Origin of the sequence: Pseudomonas sp. NPDC079086, assembly GCF_044542155.1 — a bacterium.
GTDB lineage: Bacteria > Pseudomonadota > Gammaproteobacteria > Pseudomonadales > Pseudomonadaceae > Aquipseudomonas.
This window is the reverse complement of record NZ_JBITTY010000006.1, coordinates 107,667-127,797: the sequence shown is the minus strand read 5'-3', so window position 1 is coordinate 127,797 and position 20,131 is coordinate 107,667. Positions and strand designations below refer to the sequence as shown.

Genomic DNA, 20,131 nt, shown 5'->3' with positions numbered 1-20,131 from the left:
TCGGTCCCCATGCCGTGGCCCGCCTCTCGTTCAGTCGCAGGTGTATAGGGTGAGTTGAGCGACCGTCGCGTTGCTACGGACGTTTGCCAACGCTGTGCTAATCAGCGAATCAAGTGAGCTTCTTCTGAAAGAAGAAACGCTGATGTTCAGGGGGAAAGTTGTCGAGTTGGCCGAACGCGCTGAAGCCATGCTTTTCATAGAAAGCCGGCGCCTGGAAGTCGAAGGTGTCGAGCCAGATGCCAACACAGTCTTTTGCCCGTGCCAGGTCTTCAGCCATGTTCATCAGGCGGGTTCCTATGCCCTGGCCTCTTGTATGCTCGGGTATGGCGAGCAGCTCAATAAATAACCAGCGGTAAAATATTTCTCCATATAGCCCGCCAATCACCTCATCGGTATGTTCATCGCGTACCAGCAGCGCGATGGTTTCTGGCTTTGGATCACCGGCCTGTGACCTGTTGTGTTCCCGCAGCGGTTTGAGAATAGCGCTGCGGTGCGCTTCTCCCGGGTTCAGCATGACGTCGATACGATTGCTCATTTAGCGGCCTAGTAGGTGATTCTCTGGGCGCAAATATGGCGGCATCCGAGCGATTAAATCCACTGATCATTGCGCTTACGTCGTACCCGCAGCATGGTCGGCAGAATCAGCCCTGCAAGCAGTCCGCCACCGGCGATGCCGCCGCCGTAGGCCATATAGCGCATCAGCACGTGCTGGTTTTCTTCGCCCAATTGCGCTTGCAGCTCGCGTAGCTCGGAATTGGCCCGGCTTAACTCTATGTCCAGGGTTGAGCGGGCGGTTTGCAGTTCGTCGATCAGGGTTTTGCGTGAGTCGAGGGTTTCCTGCATGCCTTGTACACGGGCTTTCCAGGTGTCGTTGATGCCGTCTAGCTCGGCGCTCAGTTCGGTCACTTTCTGTTCCAGCTGCGGCAGGCGCTCGGCCTGGCCGGGGACGTCCTGCAGGTCGCGGCTGGCAATCCATACCGCGCTGCCGCTTTCACCACGCACCTGGCTGTAATCGCCAGAGGTCTGCAGCAGGGTGACTTTCTGCCCGGAGACCAGTGTGCCGACGATGCGGTAGCCGTCGGTCGGACCGCTGCGTACATAGGTATTCAGGCTGTCGCTGACCCAGCGGTTGTTGCTGGCGTTGTCTTCGGCTTGGGCGCTGGCGCTTGCCAGCAGGCAGGCCGCGAAGGCCAGGTTGTGCAGTGGGGTAAACGTGGCGGGGCGATGGCGGAATAGGGACATGGGGCAATCTTCACATGGCGATTAAACGAAACCCTCAGGCGGGTGCGATAAATGCCGGCCAGGCGCATTGCCGTGAGCAGTTAGGCGGTCGGGATGGTGCGGCGCTATGCAGCTGCTCGCTGGGCAAATGGCCATGCAATCCACCCGGCGGGCCGACAGCACACAGACATCCGCCGGGCGTGGGGAGTTCACTCGCGGCGGGCCGACGATGCCAAGTCGGCCACACTAGCGTCTGCTTGTTGTCGCTTATAAAAGGATCAGGCCCCAGGTCAGACCGATCAGCAGCAGGGCAATAAACTGCGCCGCGCTGCCCATATCCTTGGCTTGCTTGGACAGTGGATGGAGGCTCAGGGATATGCGGTCTACGGTGGCTTCGATGGCGGAGTTGAGCAGCTCGACGATCAGTGATAGCAGCGGCACGAGCATGAGCAGCACGCGCTCACTGCGTGTGACCTCGACCAGACATGCCAGCGGAAGCAGCACAACATTGAGCAGCAGCAGCTGGCGGAACGCCGCCTCGCCGCGATAGGCCGCCTGTAAGCCCATAAGTGAATAGCCGCCTGCGTCGAGAATGCGCCGTAGCCCGGTGCGGCCTTTGAGCGAGAGGGCGTCATGGGTCTCTGCAGTGGGTTTGCCGCTCATGTTGGCAGCTCCAGTTTCTGCAGTTGTGTACGGCACAACGGGGAACCCATAGGGCACAGGCGATTAGGAGTAGGCAGTGCAAGCATGGCTGAGCGTCCGGTAAGGGGGAACGCTCGCCACATTAGGTGTCAGGGCATCAACAGGCTGTTAAAGGGATGTGAAAATTTCGTTAGCGGGTGGGTTGAACCTGACTCTGAAGCAAGTGCCTCCCTCTGCACGGCTGTGTACAGATATTGCCCAACCTTGCTTGGCGCAGATGCGTTTTACCAGTGACAGCCCAAGCCCGAGCCCTTCGCCGCGTGCCTGCGGACCGCGCACGAAGGGTTGGAAAATCTGCTCGTGCTGCTCTTGGGGAATGCCCGTGCCACTGTCCTCCACACGAAAGCCGCCTTCTTCCAGCACCAGGCGAACCAATCCGTGTTCGGTGTAATGCAAGGCGTTGCGCAGCAAGTTAGCCATGACCGTGCCGAGGAATGTGGCGTTGTAGAGGCCGCTATCGTTGCCTTCTTGCGCATGCTGGAAGGTCAAACCCTTGTCATTGAACATCGGCTCCCAGCGCTCTGTCTGTGCGGCAGCGATACTGGCGAGGCTGCTGTCTGCAACAAACGCGGTCTCATTGGCCGTGCTCCGGGCCAGTTGCAAGAAGGTCTGCACCAGCTCGCGCATCTCCTCACTGGCCCTGGCAATGCGCTCAATCTGCTGACGTTCACGGGGTGGTAGGGTGGCTTCTGTGAGTAGCTCGCAGGAGGTGGCAATGACCATCAAGGGCGTGCGCAACTCATGGCTGACATCGCTGGTAAACAGGCGCTCACGCTCCAGCGACTGCCGTACCTGTCCCAGGGTGCTGTCGAAGGCGGCGGCCAGTTGGCCCACTTCGTCATCGGGGTAGTCCGGTGCCAGAGGAGGGGCGAGGGTGTGCAGCTGGTCGCGGTGCCGAACTTGTTGCGCCAGACGGCTGACTGGTGCCATGACCCTGCGCGCCATGACCAGGCCCAAGGCCCAGGCGCCGACGACGGTCAGCAGAAAACCGGCGAGTACGACGTTGAACAAGGCTTGCTCGCGGGCCTCGAACTCGTGCTGCTCTTGCACCAGTTGGTAGGTGTTGCCGTTGATTTCCTGCACATAGACGTAGAAGGCTGTCTCCTCGTTAAATACCTCATTGAAGCCCTTCGGCAGCCCGGCGTACTGCTCGGGGATGGGATAGTCGGGGAGGTTGGAGGCAAAAAAGCGTGTGGAGGCATCCAGCCGAGGGTGGTTGCCTTGTTTGAGGTCTTCGTGCAGCACCGTATCCAGCTCGCGGCTGAGCTCCTCGGACACCAGGTGTTCTTCAAGGACATGCACCACCGCCACGATACTCAGCGAAAACAGGCCGCTGACCAGCGTCGTCATCAGGACAAAGGCGATCAGAATGCGCCTGGCGAACGGTTGCTTAGACGCCATTGGCATGCTCCGCCAAGCGATAGCCGACGCCATGCAAGGTATGCAGCAGCGGTGTCGCGAAGGGTTTATCCAGCACCTGGCGTAGTTGATGGATGTGGCTGCGCAAGCTGTCGCTGTCTGGGCTGTCGTCCCCCCAGAGCGCTTCTTCCAGCGCTTCACGGCGGATCACCGCCGGGCTCTTCTGCATCAGTACGGCCAATAATTTGAGGCCGATGGGGTTGAGCTTGAGTGGCTGCCCAGCACGGCTGACATGCAGCGTATCGAGGTCATAAACCAGGTCGGCGACTTTCAGCTGGCGTTTGCGGCTGCCCTGGCTGCGCCGCAGGATCGCCTCAATACGCGCCACCAGTTCGGACAACGCGAAGGGTTTGATCAGGTAGTCGTCAGCGCCGGCGTTCAGGCCTTGCAGGCGATCATCCAGTGCATCACGGGCCGTCAGCATAAGAATGGGCACCTCATTGTGGCCATCCTCACGCAAGCGCTTGCACACCTGATAGCCGTCAATGCCGGGCAGCATGATGTCCAGCACGATCAGGTCATAGTGGCCACTGCTGGCCAGGTGCAAGCCGCTCAAACCATCTTGTGCGCAATCAACGCTAAAGCCTTTGAGCTGCAGGTAGTCGAGTATGTTGGCCAGAATATCGCGGTTATCTTCGATCACCAGAATACGCATGAGCGGGTGTTCCTTTAGCGTTGACGTTTTTTTCACATTGCTTTGACAAGCGCCTCACAGGTGCAGTTGCACACTGCGGCACGTTCATCCAAGCAGGATCATACGATGCCTCAGCTTCACTTCGCGCAACTTCGTTACCTGTCGATCATCGTGGCGGCATGGCTGGTGGTGTTTTTCCTGACCCGCAGTGCATTGCTGGCCACCCACCTGAGCGACGCCAATGTCAGTGTGCTGCAGGTGTTCAGCCTGTATGGGGTTGGCGTGGTGTATGACGTGAGCTTCCTGCTCTACGCCAGTCTGCCGCTTGCCGTGTACCTACTGTTGTGTCCGCGACGCCTGTGGCAACAGCACTGGCATAAGCAGCTGTTACTTGGCGTGGTCGGGGTCAGCCTTTTTGTCATGCTGTTTACGGCGGTGGCGGAATGGCTGTTCTGGGATGAGTTCGGCGTGCGCTTCAACTTTATCGCCGTGGACTACTTGGTGTACTCCGAGGAGGTGATCAACAACATCCTCGAGTCCTACCCGATCTACCCGCTGCTGGCGTTGTTGGCGATCGTGGCCATCGTTACGACTGTGCTGTTGCGTAAGACGGTGCTGGCTGCGCTGGATGCCCCACGTCTAAGGGCTGCGCCGGCCCTGTTTAGCGTGGTGGGCATACTGCTATCGGCAGCGTTGAGTAGCGCACTGATTGGCCAGGACGCGCCACGGGGAACGGATGGCAACGCTTACCAGCGTGAGCTAGCCAGCAATGGTCCATTCCAGTTCTTTGCCGCGTTTCGTAACAATGAGCTGGATTATCCGCAGTTTTACACCACCCTGGCGGAACCCGAGGTGGCCCGTTTGTTGCGCAGTGAAATCAGTGAGCCCAACGCGCGGTTTATCGGCAGTGATCCGCAGGATATCCGCCGGGTGATCGATAACCCTGGGCAGCCCAAGCGCCTGAACGTTGTCCTGGTGACCATCGAAAGCCTGAGTGCCAAGTACCTGGGCAGCTTTGGCGATACACGTGGACTGACACCCAACCTGGACCAACTGCGTAAACAGAGCCTGAGCTTCAGTAACTTCTACGCCACGGGCACCCGAACTGATCGGGGTTTAGAGGCCATTAGCCTGTCCATGCCACCTACGCCTGGGCGCTCCATCGTCAAGCGTGTCGGCCGTGAGTCTGGCTTCGGCAGCTTGGGTCAACAGTTCAGAGCGCAAGGTTATGACAGTGTGTTTCTCTACGGTGGGCGTGGCTATTTCGACAATATGAATGCCTTCTTCGGCGGCAATGGTTATCGCATCGTTGACCAGAGCAGCGTGGCTGAAGCGGATATGGTGTTCCAGAACGCTTGGGGTATGTCTGATGAGGACATCTACACGCAGACGCTGAAGGTGGCCGACGCTGATCATGCCGCAGGAAAGCCATTCTTTTTGCAGCTGATGACCACTTCCAATCACCGGCCGTATACCTACCCTGACGGTCGTGTCGACATCCCATCCGGTGATGGTCGCGAAGGTGCGGTGAAGTACACCGATTATGCCATCGGCCAATTCCTTGCCCAGGCGCGGGATAAACCCTGGTTCAAGCAAACAGTGTTTATTTTTGTCGCAGACCACACGGCGGGCAGTGCCGGCAAAGAAGACCTGCCCGTGGCTAATTACCACATCCCGTTGTTCATCTATGCGCCGGCGCACATTCAGCCTCGTGAATTCAGCGATGTAGCCAGCCAGATCGACCTGGCACCCACGCTGCTGGGCTTGTTGAACATGGACTATGTATCGACCTTCTTCGGCCGCAATGTACTGCGCAATGACCGCGCCCCGGGCCGTGCGCTGTTGGGTAACTATCAGCATCTTGGGCTGTTCGACGGTTCCAGCCTGGCAATTCTGAGCCCGCGTAAGAGCATGCGCCGCCATGATGATGCGCTAGGCCTGAGCCATGAGGTGGTTGTGGATGCCACCGATACTCTGCAGCGCCGCAATATTGCCTATTACCAGGGGGCCAGCCACGCCTTCCAGAAACACCTGATTGCCTGGCAGCCGACCCTGTTGCCTGACGAGCAACTGAGCAAGCGTTAACCCTAAATCTTTCAGGCACTGCCGCGCAGTGCCTTGGCTGGAGCACCGTTATGCGGGCCAATCGGTCTAGTGAGTTCTCACGTTATTTTGATTTCCGCCTGGGCCTGGGTATTCCTGTGGCGCTGATGGCGCTATTGCTGTTGTTTGACCCCAGCGGTCTGGATTTCGCCATCGAACATTTGTTCTACCAGCCGGGGCAGGGCTTTATTGGCAAACACAGCTTTTGGTTGGAGGACATCCTGCACGACCGGGCCAAGCAGCTGGTTATCGTGTTTGCTGTGCTGGCCATTATTGGCTTTACCATCAGCCTGTTACCTACCCGTTTCAGGGTGTGGCGCCGGTCGCTGGGGTTTCTGGTGCTGGCGCTGGGGATATCGACCAGTGTGGTCACGCCCTTGAAAGCACTCACCGCCGTGCATTGCCCCTGGAACCTGAGTGAGTTTGGCGGCACGGAGACCTTTACCCCACTGCTGAGCGAGCGCGCGGCAACGGAGAGTCCAGGCCGTTGCTGGCCGGGTGGCCATGCTTCCTCGGGGTTTTCCTTGCTGGCGTTATTTTTCCTCCTGCGTGATAAGCGCCCACGCAGTGCGCGTGTTGCGTTGGTATTCGCGCTGGGGCTGGGTGCGGTTTTCTCGGTGGGAAGGATGATGCAGGGCGCGCACTTCCTGTCGCACAACCTGTGGACGTTGCTCTTCGACTGGACGATTTGCCTGCTTTGTTATCGCTGGGTGCTCTATCGCGCGCCGCTGCCTCAGCACGCCGAACAACCTGTACTTAAACCGCTGGAGGGTTAGGTAATGGCTAACGTTTTTAACAGCTCGCGTTTTGGTTTTACTGCACAGCTATTTACAGTTGTTCTGCTGAAGCGGTTTTACACCATGGCATGCAGCGTAAAGGCTGTGTCGAACGTTCAGCTGTGCCCGACTCTTCAGGGCGGTTGAGGCAACCGTGCAGATGAAGACGCCGCCTATCGCCTGGTTAAGAGTACTTGTGCTTGCCGGGTTTGCGCTGCTGGTTTGCGGCTGCCAGAGCACGCGCGAGCTGATGCAGGCCGAAGGTTATCCGCCAGCCTTTGTTGATGGCTTTGAGGCGGGCTGCAGCAGTGGCCGGCAAGCAGCAGGCGCTCTCGATGCTTTCCGCAAGGATGTGCCGCGCTACCTGGCAGCGCCGCTGTATGCCCAAGGCTGGGATGATGGTTTCCGCCAATGTCAGGCCACTCAGCAAAGCGCCATTGAGCGCGAATGGCATGACGACGATTGGCGTGACCGCGAGTGGCGCACACACGTTGATCAGTCCATGGCGCAGGCATTGCGGCATCGCTAAGGTCGCTAAAACAACAAACCCGGCACTTGGCCGGGTTTGTGTTAGCGCTTTAATGCTTACTTGATCTCGACCGCCAGGCTGTCGTGGATCTTCTTGTTCCAGATCGCTGGACCGGTGATGTGCACCGACTCGCCCTTGGTGTCGACCGCCACAGTGACTGGCATGTCTTTCACGTCGAACTCGTAGATGGCTTCCATACCCAGTTCGGCGAAGGCCACCACGCGCGACTTCTTGATCGCCTGGGCGACCAGATAAGCAGCGCCGCCAACGGCCATCAGGTACACGGCCTTGTTGTCCTTGATCGCTTCGATGGCAATCGGGCCGCGCTCGGATTTACCGATCATGCCGAGCAGGCCGGTGCTTTCGAGGATCTGCCGGGTGAACTTGTCCATCCGCGTGGCGGTGGTCGGGCCGGCTGGGCCAACCACTTCTTCGCGCACCGGATCAACCGGGCCGACGTAATAGATAAAGCGGCCTTTGAGATCGACCGGCAACTCTTCACCCTTGTTCAGCATGTCGACCATGCGCTTGTGCGCGGCGTCGCGGCCGGTGAGCATTTTGCCGTTGAGCAGTACGGTTTCGCCCGGCTTCCAGCTCTGCACGTCTTCTGGGGTCAGGGTATCGAGGTCGACGCGGCGCGCGCTCGGGCCGGCTTCCCAGACTATTTCCGGGTAGGCGGACAGATCCGGCGCTTCCAGCTCGGCTGGGCCGGTGCCGTCGAGTACGAAGTGGGCGTGACGGGTGGCGGCGCAGTTGGGGATCATGCACACCGGCAAGGATGCGGCGTGGGTCGGGTAATCCATGATCTTCACGTCGAGCACGGTGGTCAGGCCGCCCAGGCCCTGGGCGCCGATGCCCAGCTGGTTGACCTTGTCGAACAGCTCCAGACGCATCTCTTCGATCTTGTTCTGCGGGCCGCGGGCTTTCAGCTCATGGATGTCGATGTGCTCCATCAGCACTTCCTTGGCCATTACCGCGGCTTTCTCGGCGGTGCCGCCGATGCCGATGCCGAGCATGCCTGGCGGGCACCAGCCGGCGCCCATTTCCGGGACGGTTTTCAGCACCCAGTCAACGATCGAGTCGGACGGGTTGAGCATGGCCATCTTCGATTTGTTCTCGGAGCCGCCGCCTTTGGCTGCAACGTCCACTTCCACCTTGTCGCCGGGGACGATGGAGTAGTGGATCACGGCCGGGGTGTTGTCCTTGGTGTTCTTCCGCGCGCCAGCTGGGTCGGCAAGGATCGAAGCACGCAGGACGTTCTCCGGCAGGTTGTAAGCGCGGCGCACGCCTTCGTTGATCATGTCGTCGACGCTCATGGTGGCGCCGGTCCAGCGCACGTCCATGCCGACGCGGATAAATACGGTGACGATGCCGGTGTCCTGGCAGATCGGCCGATGACCGGTGGCGCACATGCGCGAGTTGATCAGGATCTGCGCCATGGAGTCGCGCGCGGCGGGGGACTCTTCGCGCAGGTAGGCCTCATGCATGGCCTGGATAAAATCCACGGGGTGGTAATAGGAGATGAACTGCAGGGCGTCGGCGACGCTCTGGATCAGGTCGTCTTGCTTGATCACGGTCATGCTTGGCGCTCCTTTTTGTAAAGGTAGGAGTAGGGCAGGAACTTCGAACCACGCTGGGTCACGGCCCGGCGCAGGGCTATCAAGGTCAAAGGACAAGGCCAAAGCACAAGATAAAAAGGCGCGGCAGTATACCGCGCACTCCGTCAGGCGGACACCTGTAAGGGCCCAGACCATGGTCGCTGGTCGGCCATTTGAGCCGACGAATGAACCCTGGGCTGACCCTAGGCATTCTGTGGTCACAGGGGTACAGTGGCGGCTAGATGCCAGCATGGGACGGAGCCCATAAACCCATGAGCCTAAGTAGCCAGCGGGTAACCCAGCGATCTCTGCAAAGCCTGCTGCTGAAACGTTTCGGCATGGCAGTGGCGACCTATGCGCTGACCGGGCTGTTGTGCTGGATTGGCGTATTTGCCGGGCTGTTTCATGCATCGCCCTTGGCCGCTCTGAGCATTACCGGCCTGGCTGCGCTGAGCCAGCTGGTGTTTCTCGGGCTATTTCTGTCCCGCATCAATCTGCGTTTAGCCGACCCCAGCCTGACCGAACCCCAGGTGCTGGTGGCGTTGGCCTGGCTGACCGTGCTGCTGTCGCTGTTCAGCGAAGGCCGCGGCAGCATGCTGGTGATCTATCTGCTGATACTGCTGTTCGGCGTGTTCCAGTTGCCGCCACGGGTGTTCGCCCGCTGCGCGCTGTTTGCCTTCTTCGGCTTTGCCGGTTTGAACCTGTATGAGGCCTATACCCTGCAGCTGAGCGAACCGCGTGTGGCGCTAATGCAGGCGTGCGTACTGGCGGTGGTGCTGGTTTGGCTGTGTCTGTTCGCCAGTTACGCCCAGGCCATGCGTCAGCGTATGCGCCAACGGCGTTTCGCATTGCAAGCACATCAGGACACGCTGCGTGGCATGATGCGGCAGCTCGAAGATCTGGCCGCCACCGATGAATTGACTGGCCTGTGCAACCGTCGACACTTCCTGCGCCTGGCCAGCCGTGAGCTGGAAGGGTTGCACAACGGGCGTCAGCATGGCCTGGCGCTGCTCGATCTGGATCACTTCAAGCGGATCAACGATGTCCACGGCCACGCTGCCGGGGATCGGGTTCTGCAGACGTTCGCCGCCGTCGCCCGCGCCTGCCTGCGCGATGGTGATGTGGTAGCCCGCTACGGCGGTGAGGAATTTGTGTTGTTGTTACCCAATACCGAAGCCGATCAGTTCACCGCCTGCTGCGAGCGCCTGCGTGAGGCGTTCAGTCGCGCTGAGCCGCTGGGCGTGAAGGTGGCCAGCCTGAGCGTATCCATCGGTATGACTCTGTTGACCGTGCACGATGATCTCGACGAAGCCCTGCAACGTGCCGATCAGGCGCTGTACCAGGCCAAACGCGACGGGCGTAACCGTTGCGCGGCGACCTGGGAGGATGTGGATGCCTGAGTTACGGGCCGCGGAACGCTGCCTTGAGGTCGCCCCCGCCAGTAACCTGCTGGATAGCTTGCTGGCTGTCGGCATCGCCGTGCCCTACAGCTGCCGCGCCGGCAGTTGTCATGCCTGCCTGGTGCGCTGTGTGAGCGGCGAGCTGCTTGATGCAAAGCCGGAAGCCCTGGACGCTGCGCGGCGTGAGCAGGGCTGGCGCCTGGCCTGCCAGTGTCGGGTAGTCGAGGATGTGCAGGTCGAGGTGTTCGACCCGCTGCGTGATGCGGCTCCAGCCGTTATTCAAAGTTGCGACTGGCTCAGCAGCGATGTGCTGCGCCTGCGCCTGACCCCACAGCGGCCGCTACGTTACAGCGCCGGCCAGCACCTGCAACTCTGGACTGAGGACGGAATTGCCCGACCCTATTCGCTGGCCAGCGTGCCGGACGATGATCCTTGGCTGGAATTTCATATTGACTGTCGACACGGCGGTGCCTTTGCCAGAGCTGCGCGGGCGTTTCAGCCGGGCGATGGTCTGCGTTTGGGCGAATTGCGCGGTGCAGCTTTGCACTATGACCCGGACTGGCAAGCCCGCCCGCTCTGGCTAATGGCCGCCGGCACCGGCCTGGCGCCGCTGTACGGGGTGCTGCGCGAGGCACTGCGGCAAGAGCATCAGGGCGCTATCCGGGTTATTCACCTGGCCCATGATGCGTCGGCGCATTATCTGGCCGAGCCCTTGCGTGCATTGGCGGCCAACCATCCTCCGCTGCAGGTCGAGCTGCTGGTTGCGGCCGAGTTGCCGGCTGCTTTGGCCGAACTGCGCCTTGTTTCGCGGCAAACCATCGCCTTACTCTGCGGCCACCCCGACAGCGTTGAAACCTTTGCGCGCCGCCTGTATCTGGCGGGTTTACCGCGCAGCCAGGTTTTCGCTGACGTATTTTTGCCTCACGCGCGCTAGCCGTACCGGTTCTCAGCTCGCGGGTGGCCTGCCGTGAGGATTTCTGATGAGCGAGCACCTGCTGGTTGAGCGTGAACAAGGGTTGCTGACCCTACGCATGCACCGCCCCGACAAGAAAAATGCCCTGACCCGCGCTATGTACAGCGGCATGGCCGAAGTGCTGGTGCAGGCCGATCAGGATAAAAGCGTGCGCGCCGTGCTGATCACTGGCGGCGAGAGCTGCTTTACCAGTGGCAACGATGTCGCCGACTTTATCCAGGCGCCCCCGACGGGGCTGAACAGCGAAGTGTTCCAGTTTATGCAGGCGCTGTTCGAGTTCAGCAAACCAGTGGTGGCCGCCGTCAACGGTCCGGCGGTGGGTATCGGCACGACGATGTTGCTGCACTGCGACCTGGTCTATGTCAGCCGCGAGGCCACGTTGAAGATGCCCTTCGTCAACCTTGGCCTGTGCCCTGAATACGGTTCCAGCCTGATTCTGCCGCGTTTGCTCGGCCACGCCCGCGCTGCCGAACTGCTGCTGCTCGGGCAGAGCTTTACCGGTGAGCAGGCTGCAACCTGGGGCATCGCCAATCAGGCGCTGGATAGCGGCGCGGCAACCCTGGCCAAGGCCCGCGAAATGGCCCTGCGCTTCCAGCAATTGGCACCGGCTGCAGTGGTGGACAGCAAACGCCTGATGCGCGCACCGGATCGCGAGCAACTGCGCCGGGTAATCGAAGAGGAGGGCGCGCTGTTCGGCCAACGCCTGCGCTCGCCGGAAGCCATCGAGGCACTGACTGCCTTTATGCAGCGGCGTACGCCGGACTTCAGCAAGTTCGCCTGATGCCTTGAGGCAAACAAAAAGGCCGCTCAATCGAGCGGCCTTTTGCATTGCAGCGCAGCAGTTAAACGAGCGCCTCACCTACATGCAGCAGCTTCATGGTGTTGGTGCCGCCGATGGTGTGGTAGCTGTCGCCCTTGGTCAGGATCACCCAGTCGCCGGCCTGTACCACGCCACGCTTGAGCAGCTCGTCCACTGCGGCCTGGCTGACTTCGGCCGGTTGCAGGGCGGCTGGGTCGAACGGCACGGTGTAGACGCCACGGAACATGGCCGCGCGGGCCTGGGTTTCGCGGTGTGGGGAGAAGGCGAAGATCGGCACCGAAGAGCGGATACGCGACATGATTAGCGGGGTGTAGCCACTTTCGGTGAGGGCGATGATCGCTTTCACACCGGGGAAGTGATTGGCCGTGTACATGGCTGCCAGGGCGATGCTTTCGTCGCAACGCTCGAACTCGGTGCCTATGCGATGGCTGGATTTCTTGCTGGTCGGATGCTTTTCCGCTCCCAGGCAGATGCGTGCCATGGCCTGCACCGCTTCCAGCGGGTAGGCGCCGGCGGCGCTTTCAGCCGAGAGCATCACCGCATCGGTGTAGTCGAGCACGGCGTTGGCCACGTCGGAGACTTCGGCACGGGTCGGCATCGGGTTCTGGATCATCGACTCCATCATCTGCGTCGCCGTGATCACCGCCTTGTTATGGCGGCGCGCGTGCAGAATGATTTTCTTCTGGATGCCGCACAGCTCGGCGTCGCCGATTTCCACACCCAGATCGCCACGGGCAACCATCACCGCATCACTGGCGCGGATCAGGCCGTCGAGGGTTTCGTCGTCGGCTACGGCTTCGGCGCGTTCGATCTTGGCCACCAGCCAGGCGGTGCCGCCGGCTTCGTCACGCAGCTTGCGCGCGTAGTGCATGTCGTCGGCATCGCGCGGGAAGGACACGGCCAGGTAATCCAGCTCCATCTCGGCCGCCAGTTTGATGTCCGCTTTGTCTTTTTCGGTCAGCGCTGGCGCGGTCAGACCTCCGCCACGGCGGTTGATGCCTTTGTGGTCGGACAGTGGGCCGCCGATGATCACTTCGCAGTGCAGGGCGTCTGCGGTTGCGGTTTCTACTCGCATCACCACACGGCCGTCGTCGAGCAACAGCTCGTCACCGACGCCGCAATCCTTGACCAGATCCGGGTAGTCGATGCCGACGATATCTTGGGTGCCGGCAGTCAGCGGGTGGCTGGTGGAGAAGGTGAAGCGATCACCGAGTTTTAGTTCGATGCGCTTGTTGGCGAATTTGGCGATGCGGATTTTCGGGCCTTGCAGGTCGCCGAGCAGGGCAACGTGACGACCGTGCTTGGCAGCCAGCTCGCGCACCAGCTTGGCGCGGGCCTTGTGCTCATCGGGCGAGCCGTGGGAGAAGTTCAGGCGGGCGACATCCAGGCCAGCGATGATCAGCTGTTCAAGCACTTCGGGGCTGCTGCTGGAGGGGCCGAGGGTGGCGACGATTTTGGTGCGGCGAAAGGTCATGCACAGACTCCTGAGTTGCATCTGTGTACGAGGCTACTATGCCGCAAGGCTGTAGTCATTGTTCCTCTGCACTACCTTGACAGGCCTGCTAGCGATTGAGTGCCTGGTCCAGATGGCGGGCGGCCTTGTTGTTCAGCTCGCTGCTGGGGTATTGCACCAGCAGGCGGCGCAGGTAGGTAATGGCCTTGTCGCGGCTGGCTTGGGGGTTGTCCGGAGCCAGGTACATCAGGCCGAGCTGGTACAGGGCCTTTTCCTTGATGTCGGCTGGGATGCCGGGGTCGCTCAAGGCCAACAGATACAGCTCTTCGGCTTCGCCTACGCGATTTTTCAGTACGGCGCGACGCGATAGCAGGGTCATGTCTTGGTCAAGGCTGGGCTTGTAGAGGTCGAGTTGCTGATTGGGCTTCCAGTGTACGAGCAATTCGCGTGAGGTCTTGTGCACAGGTTCATTGGCGCGCTCGCGAATCATCACGATGCGCGCCTCGGCCCGCTCGGCGGCGCGGCTGGCAGGGAACTGGTTGAGCACCTGGTAGAAGTAGTTGAGCGCCTTATTGTCATCGCGCTGCTCGTTGAAGCGGTTCATGTACAGCAGGCCGATCTGGTACAGCGAAATGGCACGCACTTCGTCGCTGAGTTTCTCGTCACGGTAGCCGGTGAGGTACAGCTGCTCGGCCTGCTCGCTTTTGGCATCGCGGATGGCCTGGGCGCTGTAGGTCAGCAAATCGCCTTCATCTTCGATGGCGGCGAGCATGCGGTTGTTCTTCAGGGTCTTGTATTCGACCACTTCGTTGGTGGTGATCTGCGCAATAAACAGCGGCGTGGTGGGGGAACAGGCGCTCAACAGCGCGGTACACAGCAGCATTAGCAGGCGAGGCGACGACGACATGACAGCTCCTGGGCGCAAAGGCCGTTGCGCGCCAGTCTAGTCAGGCGTGTGGGTGCTGGCCAAGTAGCTGGCGGCATTACCCATCAGAGGATATGTTGCTGCAGAATTTTCCCAGGCAGTCGATACACTGCTCATCGGAGGAGAGGCTTATGCGCATACTGTTTATTGTTCTGCTGGTGCTGGGTGTGGCGGGTTGTAACCGTTATTCGTTTGATCACCACCTCAATAGCGCCTATGAGGCCTATGACCGCGGCGAGTGCGAGGCGGCCATCCTGTCGCTGTCCAAGGCTGAGCGCAACAGCCGCTCGCGGCGCTATATGCAGCCGGAAATTTCCCTGCTGCGTGGTCAATGTTTGGAGCGTCAGGCGCTGTTCGTCGATGCCATGCAGACCTATCAGTTCATCACCACCAATTACCCCGCCAGCGAGTACGCCTACCGCGCCCGCGCGCGCATGGATACCCTGCGCCAGCTGGGGCACGAAGGTGTCGATGTGGCGGTCAAGGTCGCGCCGGTCAAACCCTGACCGCTGGTCGTTACAGGCCATAGAAGGCTATTCTCGGCACTAAGCTGAAACTTTACGGGAGGGAATCCATGCGCGTCTTGTTGTGCCTGTTGTTGTTGCCGGGGCTGGCGGCTGCGGAAATCTATCGCTGGACCGATGCCAATGGCCAGGTGCATTTCGGCCAGCGCCCAGCGGCGGCAGGGGCTCAGCAGATTGAGGTCAAGCCGCAGGTGGTCGAGCGCGATCAGTTGACCCGTGAGCGTGAAGAGCGCGCCAATCGGTTCTATGACGCACGCCGCGAGGAGCAGGCACAGGCTTCGGCGGTCGCTGCGGAAAATCAGGCCAAACGCGCTGAGGAGTGCCGCGAGCTGCGCAAGAGACTGGCTTCCATCCCCGAAGGGCGCAGTTATTACCGCACTGAGGCGGATGGCCAGCGCAGCTACTACAGTGATGAGCAGGTTGATACCGCCCGTCAGCAACTCCAGAGCCGGGTGTCCGAACGCTGTTCCTGAAACTGGTTTAAGCGCAGTAGTGGGGCCATACTCAATGGCCATTTATAGCGATTTGCCACTATGCCAAAGCATGTTCAGCGCAGCATCGAACGCCATCAGTTGCCCTATTACCTGAAGGTGTTCAATCGCATTACTGATAAGCCTATGGGTTATATCGGTAACGTCTCCCTGGACGGCCTGCTGCTGATCAGCCAGTTACCCTTGCTGGTGGGCGCGCGCTTCGACATGCGCCTGAAGATTCCTGGGCATGATGCGCCGCACTACATCGATTTCTCGGCCACCTGCCAATGGTCCCGCGAGGATGTCACTCCCGGCTGCTATGACTCAGGTTTCGCCCTGGTCGCCCCGCCCGGCGACTATGTCGAGATGGTCGATGCACTGCGCCATTACTTCAGTTTCCGCTCGATTGCAGCATCCGCCTGATACGCGGCTGACTGATTGAGCAGGCAATAAAAAACCGCCCTAGAGGCGGTTTTTTATTGCTCAGCCCTTTAGGCGCTGACGCTATGCTCCAGTTGCAGCAGTGCATCAGAGCGCGACTGTACTTCGCGGTAGCGCTCAGCGTCGCTGGCGAGAACGTCAGCCATGGCCGGGAACATCTCGTTCAGTTTGGTGCGCCATTGCTCTGACTTCACCTGCTCGCCGAAGCAGCGCTGGATCAGGTCAAGCATGATCGAGACTGTTACCGAAGCGCCTGGCGAGGCGCCGAGCAGGGCGGCCAGAGAGCCGTCTTGGGCTGCCACCAGTTCGGTTCCGAACTGCAGGATGCCGCCGTTCTTCGCATGCTTCTTGATGATCTGCACGCGTTGGCCGGCGATCTCAATGCGCCAGTCTTCGGCTTTGGCCTCTGGATAGAAACCGCGCAAGGTTTCCAGGCGCTTCTCTTCGGACTGCAGCACTTCCTTGATCAGGTAGCGGGTCAGGTCGAAGTTGTCGCGCGCTACGGCCAGCATTGGGCCAATGTTGTTGAAGCGGATCGACAGCGGCAGGTCGAGGAACGAACCACGCTTGAGGAACTTGGTAGTGAAACCGGCGTAAGGGCCGAACAGCAGCGAGGTCTTGCCCTCCACTACGCGGGTATCCAGATGCGGGACCGACATAGGTGGCGAACCGACGGCCGCCTGGCTGTAGACCTTGGCCTGGTGCTGCTTGACCACTTCCGGGTTGTCGCAACGCAGCCACTGGCCGCTGACCGGGAAGCCGCCAAAGCCTTTGCCTTCTGGAATGCCGGACATCTGCAGCAGCGGCAGCGCCGCGCCACCGGCGCCGAGGAAGACGAACTTAGCCTGGATTTCCCGGCTGCTGCCGCTATTCAGGTCTTTGACACTGACGCGCCAGCCTTGACCGCTGCGCTTGAGGCCAACAACCTTTTGGCTGCAGGTGACCTTGGCTTCGTCCTGCTGGCGGAGGTGGTCGAGCAGGTGGACGGTCAGCGCGCCGAAGTTCACGTCGGTACCGGCCATTACGCGGGTGGCAGCGATAGGCTCGTTCGGGTCGCGACCCGGGAGCATCAGCGGCATCCATTTCGCCATGGTGGCGCGGTCTTCGCTGTATTCCATTTCGCTGAAGGCGTGATGAGCGGTCAGCGCAGTAAAGCGCTTCTTCAGGAAGTCGATGCCTTTTTGGCCACGCACGAAGCTTAAGTGCGGAACCGGGCTGATAAACGATTTAGGCGAGCCAAAGCGACCTTTCTCGACCAGGTAGGCCCAGAACTGCTTGGATTCCTCGAACTGAGCATTAATGGACACCGACTTTTTGATGTCGATCGAACCGTCTTCAGCTTCCGGCGTGTAGTTCAGCTCGCACAAGGCCGCATGGCCAGTACCCGCATTGTTCCACGGATAAGAGCTTTCGCTTGACGCTGTGCTCATCATCTCGAGGACTTCCAGCTTGATAGCAGGATCGAGTTCTTTCAACAGTACGGCCAAGGTCGCACTCATGATGCCGGCACCAACCAGCACCACATCCATTGTTTCGTAATCGTTTTGCGCCATTACCACTTCTCCGCAAACCAGCACTCAATAGACGTTAGTCAGCTTGTGTATGCACACAGCCAATCAGCAGTCGGCGAGACGCTCAGGGTTGAAGGGAACAGGCTTCTGGGTGCAGATGCCAACCGCGAGATCGTTCATTTTCGCCACACTCTTGTGAAGTTTTTCAAACCGTTTTTCACGCTCTTTTGGAGTCGTGAACCTCAAAACACGTCTGCCTGGACCGACTTTTCCACAACGTGAAGCGACCATTGCAGCAACTGCATGGCATTTCACAGTGGGAAAAAGCGGTAGCCGGAAGGCAGCGCGAAGTGGGCGACTCTCTGGGGCGCGGCCGATGAATGGTGCATCAGCGTGACGGCAGGGCCCGAACAGGAGGCGTCCTTATAATCGGGGCGAGATTATAAGGGCAAAGCAGGAAAATTGATCGCTTAGTGTGACTTTTCTTCTTCCGCTGGTCAGGCTGCCAGCGTTTGCCGCACGCGTAGGCATGGCGTGACCTGTGCGGTTCTGGCGCCGGCTGGCAGCGGCCGATTAAGCCAGCTGAGGCAGCTTTGTTGCACCTCAACCCAGCCGGAGCCTTGTGGCGCCTGGGCTGACTGGCGCAGGGCGCGGCAGATGCCTTGCACATCGACCAGGGCAAATGAGCGCATCGGACGGCGTGGTACAAGCAGGCTACGCAGTGAAAACATGACGGATCACTCACGAACAGGGAAGACTAAAGTCTTATGCCTGATGCGCATGACAAGGGCGTTACGGGAACCTGTTGGCGCAATAAACGTCTTAGGGTCTGTTGCCGTTTCATCGCGAGCCGCGTTGCCGCGAGAAATGGCTCCCGGTTAGGCGCAGGACGCAGGTAATGGTTGTTCCCTTGCCAAGTCCTGCAACAACAGCGGGGGCCATTTCCCGCGCAACCCGAAGGGCCGGGCCTGTTTTTGCGCGATGCTGCGTTTCTCGACACTCATTTGGAACAACCAAACGTCGTGTCTCGTGCCTTGCCTCGCGCAAAAACAGGCTCCGGTGCGGCCGTGAATGAAATGGCAACAGACCCTTTAAGCAGCGCTGTCAGGCATTTACCGCGCTGGTTATACTGCGCGCCACTTCTACCCCTTATCTATGGAGAGTTGAGCATGCTGCATCGTCTGCTGTTTGGTCTGGTGGCTGTTGCCAGCCTTACTCTGGTGGGTTGCGCCCACAGCCCGCAACAACTCAGCCCACAACCCAAGCTTAATAGTCCGCTCACAGCCGTTGGCCAAGGTCAGCCTGTGGTGGTGCGAGTGGCCGACGGCCGTCCTTCCCCGGTGCTGGGCACCCGCGGCGGTCTGTACCCGGAGACCAGCGCCATCAGCGTGACCGGTCAGGATATCCTGCCCAAGCTGCAAGCCCAGGCCGAGGCAGCAGTGCGTTTGCTTGGTTTCACCCCAAGCGCCAATGCCGTCAATGCGCCGCAACTGACCCTGACCCTGGCCGAACTGAAGTATCAGTCGCCCAAAGAAGGCCTGTACGTGACCGAAGCTGACATGACCGCGACCTTCCGCGTTGATGTGCAGAACAGCAGCCGTCGCTACAGCGGTCGTTATGGCGCGTCGTTGAACCAACGTTTCGGCATGGCGCCAAATCAGGCGACCAATACCAAGCTGGTTGGCGACGTGTTGAGCGACGCCCTGACCCGCGCCTTCAAGGACCCGACCATCGGCCAGATGCTCGCACAGTAAGCCTTGTCGCGGTAATGAAAAAGCCCGGATTATTCCGGGCTTTTTTACACCTGCGTTATGCAGTCTGTCAGGCCGCCTCGCTGTAAAACTCGGGCAGGCTCATGCCGGTGCGCGTATCTATGTCGGGCAGGGCGTAATGCTCGTGGCCGCCCATGGCGCAGTAAACCAGCCAGTGGTCGTCCTGCACATTGAAAGACAGCCCGTCGATGACATCTTCCACGTCATCGAGAGAATCGATCAGGTAGTCGCGGTCTTGCGGTTGGGCATGCAGCATGGTGCGTTCCTCCATGGATGTTTAAGACCTTTCTCCGCCTCGAAGCCATTTTGGCCAAGGCGTTGGGACGAGTGTTAGACCATAGCTCACGCAGATGACAGTGTTTAGACCGCTTGGTCATAGTGGCTGCGATTCGTCGGAATCGAACCGCGAGCCCTGCAACCTTCGGTAGACTCCGCGCCCGTATTTGGACTGCCCGATACTGCATCGGGCGTGCTGTTAATCAGGCGCGGTGTTGATCGCATGCCTTATAGACGTAGAGGTTGAGCATGTCGTTGCAAACGCTCTGGTTGCTGATCGAAGGTCAGCCTGGGCAGTGGCTTAATGGCCTGGCGCTGTTTTTTGCCCTGGCCGGTGCCTGGCTGTTACTGGCCACTCGCATGCGTGAACAGCATGCATCGGCGCGACTGTTGGCCGGCAGTGAACTGAATGGCCTGGCGGATGAAGCCTATGGTGATGAGCCGACACTGCGCCTGAACCAGTTCTTCTACCGTTTTGGCTATGCCTGCCTGGCCTCGGCATTGCTGCTGTCCTGGTTTAGCACGCAGCTGTAACGCGGGTTCTCGGCTAATAAAAACGGCAGCCAATGGCTGCCGTTTTT

At 60.0% G+C, this 20,131-nt stretch carries 22 protein-coding genes; 11 read left to right on the top strand and 11 right to left on the bottom strand.

Going from position 1 to position 20,131, the window contains the following annotated elements:
• Window positions 1–109: 109 nt before the first annotated feature.
• The 5 genes from ACIGEK_RS21505 to ACIGEK_RS21485 all read right to left on the bottom strand — a co-directional run bounded on the left by ACIGEK_RS21505 (window position 110) and on the right by ACIGEK_RS21485 (window position 3,997).
• Window positions 110–535, bottom strand: a complete 426-nt coding sequence (locus tag ACIGEK_RS21505; RefSeq protein WP_397495273.1) for a GNAT family N-acetyltransferase — start codon at window positions 533–535, stop codon at window positions 110–112.
• A 53-nt stretch (window positions 536–588) separates the two neighbouring features.
• On the bottom strand, window positions 589–1,242 hold the full coding sequence (locus ACIGEK_RS21500; RefSeq protein ID WP_397495272.1) for a TIGR04211 family SH3 domain-containing protein: 654 nt from the start codon (window positions 1,240–1,242) through the stop codon (window positions 589–591).
• A gap of 246 nt (window positions 1,243–1,488) precedes the next feature.
• On the bottom strand, window positions 1,489–1,884 hold the full coding sequence (locus ACIGEK_RS21495; RefSeq protein WP_397495271.1) for a diacylglycerol kinase: 396 nt from the start codon (window positions 1,882–1,884) through the stop codon (window positions 1,489–1,491).
• A 147-nt stretch (window positions 1,885–2,031) separates the two neighbouring features.
• Window positions 2,032–3,324 carry a sensor histidine kinase gene (locus tag ACIGEK_RS21490; RefSeq protein ID WP_397495270.1) on the bottom strand — a complete coding sequence of 431 codons (1,293 nt, stop codon included), beginning with the start codon at window positions 3,322–3,324 and terminating at the stop codon, window positions 2,032–2,034.
• A complete protein-coding gene (locus ACIGEK_RS21485; protein ID WP_274086255.1) occupies window positions 3,314–3,997 on the bottom strand; it encodes a response regulator transcription factor in 684 nt (227 codons plus the stop codon). Before ACIGEK_RS21485 ends, ACIGEK_RS21490 begins: the two co-directional genes overlap by 11 nt.
• Before the next feature lie 105 nt (window positions 3,998–4,102).
• Between ACIGEK_RS21485 and ACIGEK_RS21480 the strand changes: the two genes are divergently transcribed.
• From ACIGEK_RS21480 to ACIGEK_RS21470, 3 genes are all read left to right on the top strand, one after another.
• Complete coding sequence (locus ACIGEK_RS21480) at window positions 4,103–6,061, top strand: LTA synthase family protein (RefSeq protein ID WP_397495269.1); 1,959 nt, start codon at window positions 4,103–4,105, stop codon at window positions 6,059–6,061.
• Window positions 6,062–6,111: 50 nt separating this feature from the next.
• Window positions 6,112–6,855: a phosphatase PAP2 family protein gene (locus ACIGEK_RS21475; RefSeq protein WP_397495268.1), complete on the top strand. Its 744-nt coding sequence runs from the start codon at window positions 6,112–6,114 to the stop codon at window positions 6,853–6,855.
• A 160-nt stretch (window positions 6,856–7,015) separates the two neighbouring features.
• Window positions 7,016–7,384 carry a hypothetical protein gene (locus ACIGEK_RS21470; protein ID WP_397495267.1) on the top strand — a complete coding sequence of 123 codons (369 nt, stop codon included), beginning with the start codon at window positions 7,016–7,018 and terminating at the stop codon, window positions 7,382–7,384.
• A 56-nt stretch (window positions 7,385–7,440) separates the two neighbouring features.
• Here the strand turns inward: ACIGEK_RS21470 and ACIGEK_RS21465 are convergent, their stop codons facing one another.
• Window positions 7,441–8,964 (bottom strand): fumarate hydratase, encoded by a 1,524-nt coding sequence (locus ACIGEK_RS21465; protein ID WP_397495265.1) that lies wholly within the window; start codon window positions 8,962–8,964, stop codon window positions 7,441–7,443.
• Window positions 8,965–9,254: 290 nt separating this feature from the next.
• Between ACIGEK_RS21465 and ACIGEK_RS21460 the strand changes: the two genes are divergently transcribed.
• From ACIGEK_RS21460 to ACIGEK_RS21450, 3 genes are read left to right on the top strand one after another with little or no spacing between them, the layout of a single operon-like run.
• The gene (locus ACIGEK_RS21460) at window positions 9,255–10,382 is read left to right on the top strand and encodes a diguanylate cyclase domain-containing protein (RefSeq protein ID WP_397495264.1); all 1,128 of its coding nucleotides are present in this window, start codon (window positions 9,255–9,257) and stop codon (window positions 10,380–10,382) included.
• The gene (locus tag ACIGEK_RS21455; RefSeq protein WP_397495263.1) at window positions 10,375–11,316 is read left to right on the top strand and encodes an iron-sulfur-binding ferredoxin reductase; all 942 of its coding nucleotides are present in this window, start codon (window positions 10,375–10,377) and stop codon (window positions 11,314–11,316) included. Before ACIGEK_RS21460 ends, ACIGEK_RS21455 begins: the two co-directional genes overlap by 8 nt.
• Before the next feature lie 46 nt (window positions 11,317–11,362).
• Window positions 11,363–12,136 (top strand): enoyl-CoA hydratase, encoded by a 774-nt coding sequence (locus ACIGEK_RS21450; protein ID WP_397495262.1) that lies wholly within the window; start codon window positions 11,363–11,365, stop codon window positions 12,134–12,136.
• A 61-nt stretch (window positions 12,137–12,197) separates the two neighbouring features.
• Here ACIGEK_RS21450 and pyk read toward each other — a convergent pair whose 3' ends face one another.
• Entirely contained in the window at window positions 12,198–13,649 is a 1,452-nt protein-coding gene (gene pyk / locus ACIGEK_RS21445) for a pyruvate kinase (protein WP_397495261.1), read from the bottom strand.
• Window positions 13,650–13,737: 88 nt separating this feature from the next.
• Complete coding sequence (locus ACIGEK_RS21440) at window positions 13,738–14,535, bottom strand: tetratricopeptide repeat protein (protein ID WP_397495260.1); 798 nt, start codon at window positions 14,533–14,535, stop codon at window positions 13,738–13,740.
• Between the two features lie 149 nt (window positions 14,536–14,684).
• On the opposite strand from ACIGEK_RS21440, the gene ACIGEK_RS21435 reads away from it, so the two are divergent.
• From ACIGEK_RS21435 to ACIGEK_RS21425, 3 genes are all read left to right on the top strand, one after another.
• Entirely contained in the window at window positions 14,685–15,059 is a 375-nt protein-coding gene (locus ACIGEK_RS21435) for a tetratricopeptide repeat protein (protein WP_397495259.1), read from the top strand.
• 68 nt (window positions 15,060–15,127) lie between these two features.
• A complete protein-coding gene (locus tag ACIGEK_RS21430) occupies window positions 15,128–15,550 on the top strand; it encodes a DUF4124 domain-containing protein (RefSeq protein WP_397495258.1) in 423 nt (140 codons plus the stop codon).
• A 60-nt stretch (window positions 15,551–15,610) separates the two neighbouring features.
• The gene (locus ACIGEK_RS21425) at window positions 15,611–15,973 is read left to right on the top strand and encodes a PilZ domain-containing protein (RefSeq protein WP_397495257.1); all 363 of its coding nucleotides are present in this window, start codon (window positions 15,611–15,613) and stop codon (window positions 15,971–15,973) included.
• Window positions 15,974–16,041: 68 nt separating this feature from the next.
• On the opposite strand, the gene mqo is transcribed toward ACIGEK_RS21425, so the two are convergent.
• Both mqo and ACIGEK_RS21415 read right to left on the bottom strand, forming a co-directional pair.
• Window positions 16,042–17,544: a malate dehydrogenase (quinone) gene (gene mqo / locus ACIGEK_RS21420; RefSeq protein WP_397495256.1), complete on the bottom strand. Its 1,503-nt coding sequence runs from the start codon at window positions 17,542–17,544 to the stop codon at window positions 16,042–16,044.
• A gap of 455 nt (window positions 17,545–17,999) precedes the next feature.
• Entirely contained in the window at window positions 18,000–18,233 is a 234-nt protein-coding gene (locus ACIGEK_RS21415; RefSeq protein WP_397495255.1) for a hypothetical protein, read from the bottom strand.
• Between the two features lie 438 nt (window positions 18,234–18,671).
• Here ACIGEK_RS21415 and ACIGEK_RS21410 point away from each other — a divergent pair, with 438 nt between their 5' ends.
• Window positions 18,672–19,256 carry a YajG family lipoprotein gene (locus tag ACIGEK_RS21410; protein WP_397495254.1) on the top strand — a complete coding sequence of 195 codons (585 nt, stop codon included), beginning with the start codon at window positions 18,672–18,674 and terminating at the stop codon, window positions 19,254–19,256.
• 67 nt (window positions 19,257–19,323) lie between these two features.
• Here ACIGEK_RS21410 and ACIGEK_RS21405 read toward each other — a convergent pair whose 3' ends face one another.
• Complete coding sequence (locus ACIGEK_RS21405) at window positions 19,324–19,530, bottom strand: hypothetical protein (RefSeq protein ID WP_397495253.1); 207 nt, start codon at window positions 19,528–19,530, stop codon at window positions 19,324–19,326.
• 269 nt (window positions 19,531–19,799) lie between these two features.
• On the opposite strand from ACIGEK_RS21405, the gene ACIGEK_RS21400 reads away from it, so the two are divergent.
• The gene (locus ACIGEK_RS21400) at window positions 19,800–20,084 is read left to right on the top strand and encodes a hypothetical protein (RefSeq protein WP_397495252.1); all 285 of its coding nucleotides are present in this window, start codon (window positions 19,800–19,802) and stop codon (window positions 20,082–20,084) included.
• Window positions 20,085–20,131 lie beyond the last annotated feature (47 nt).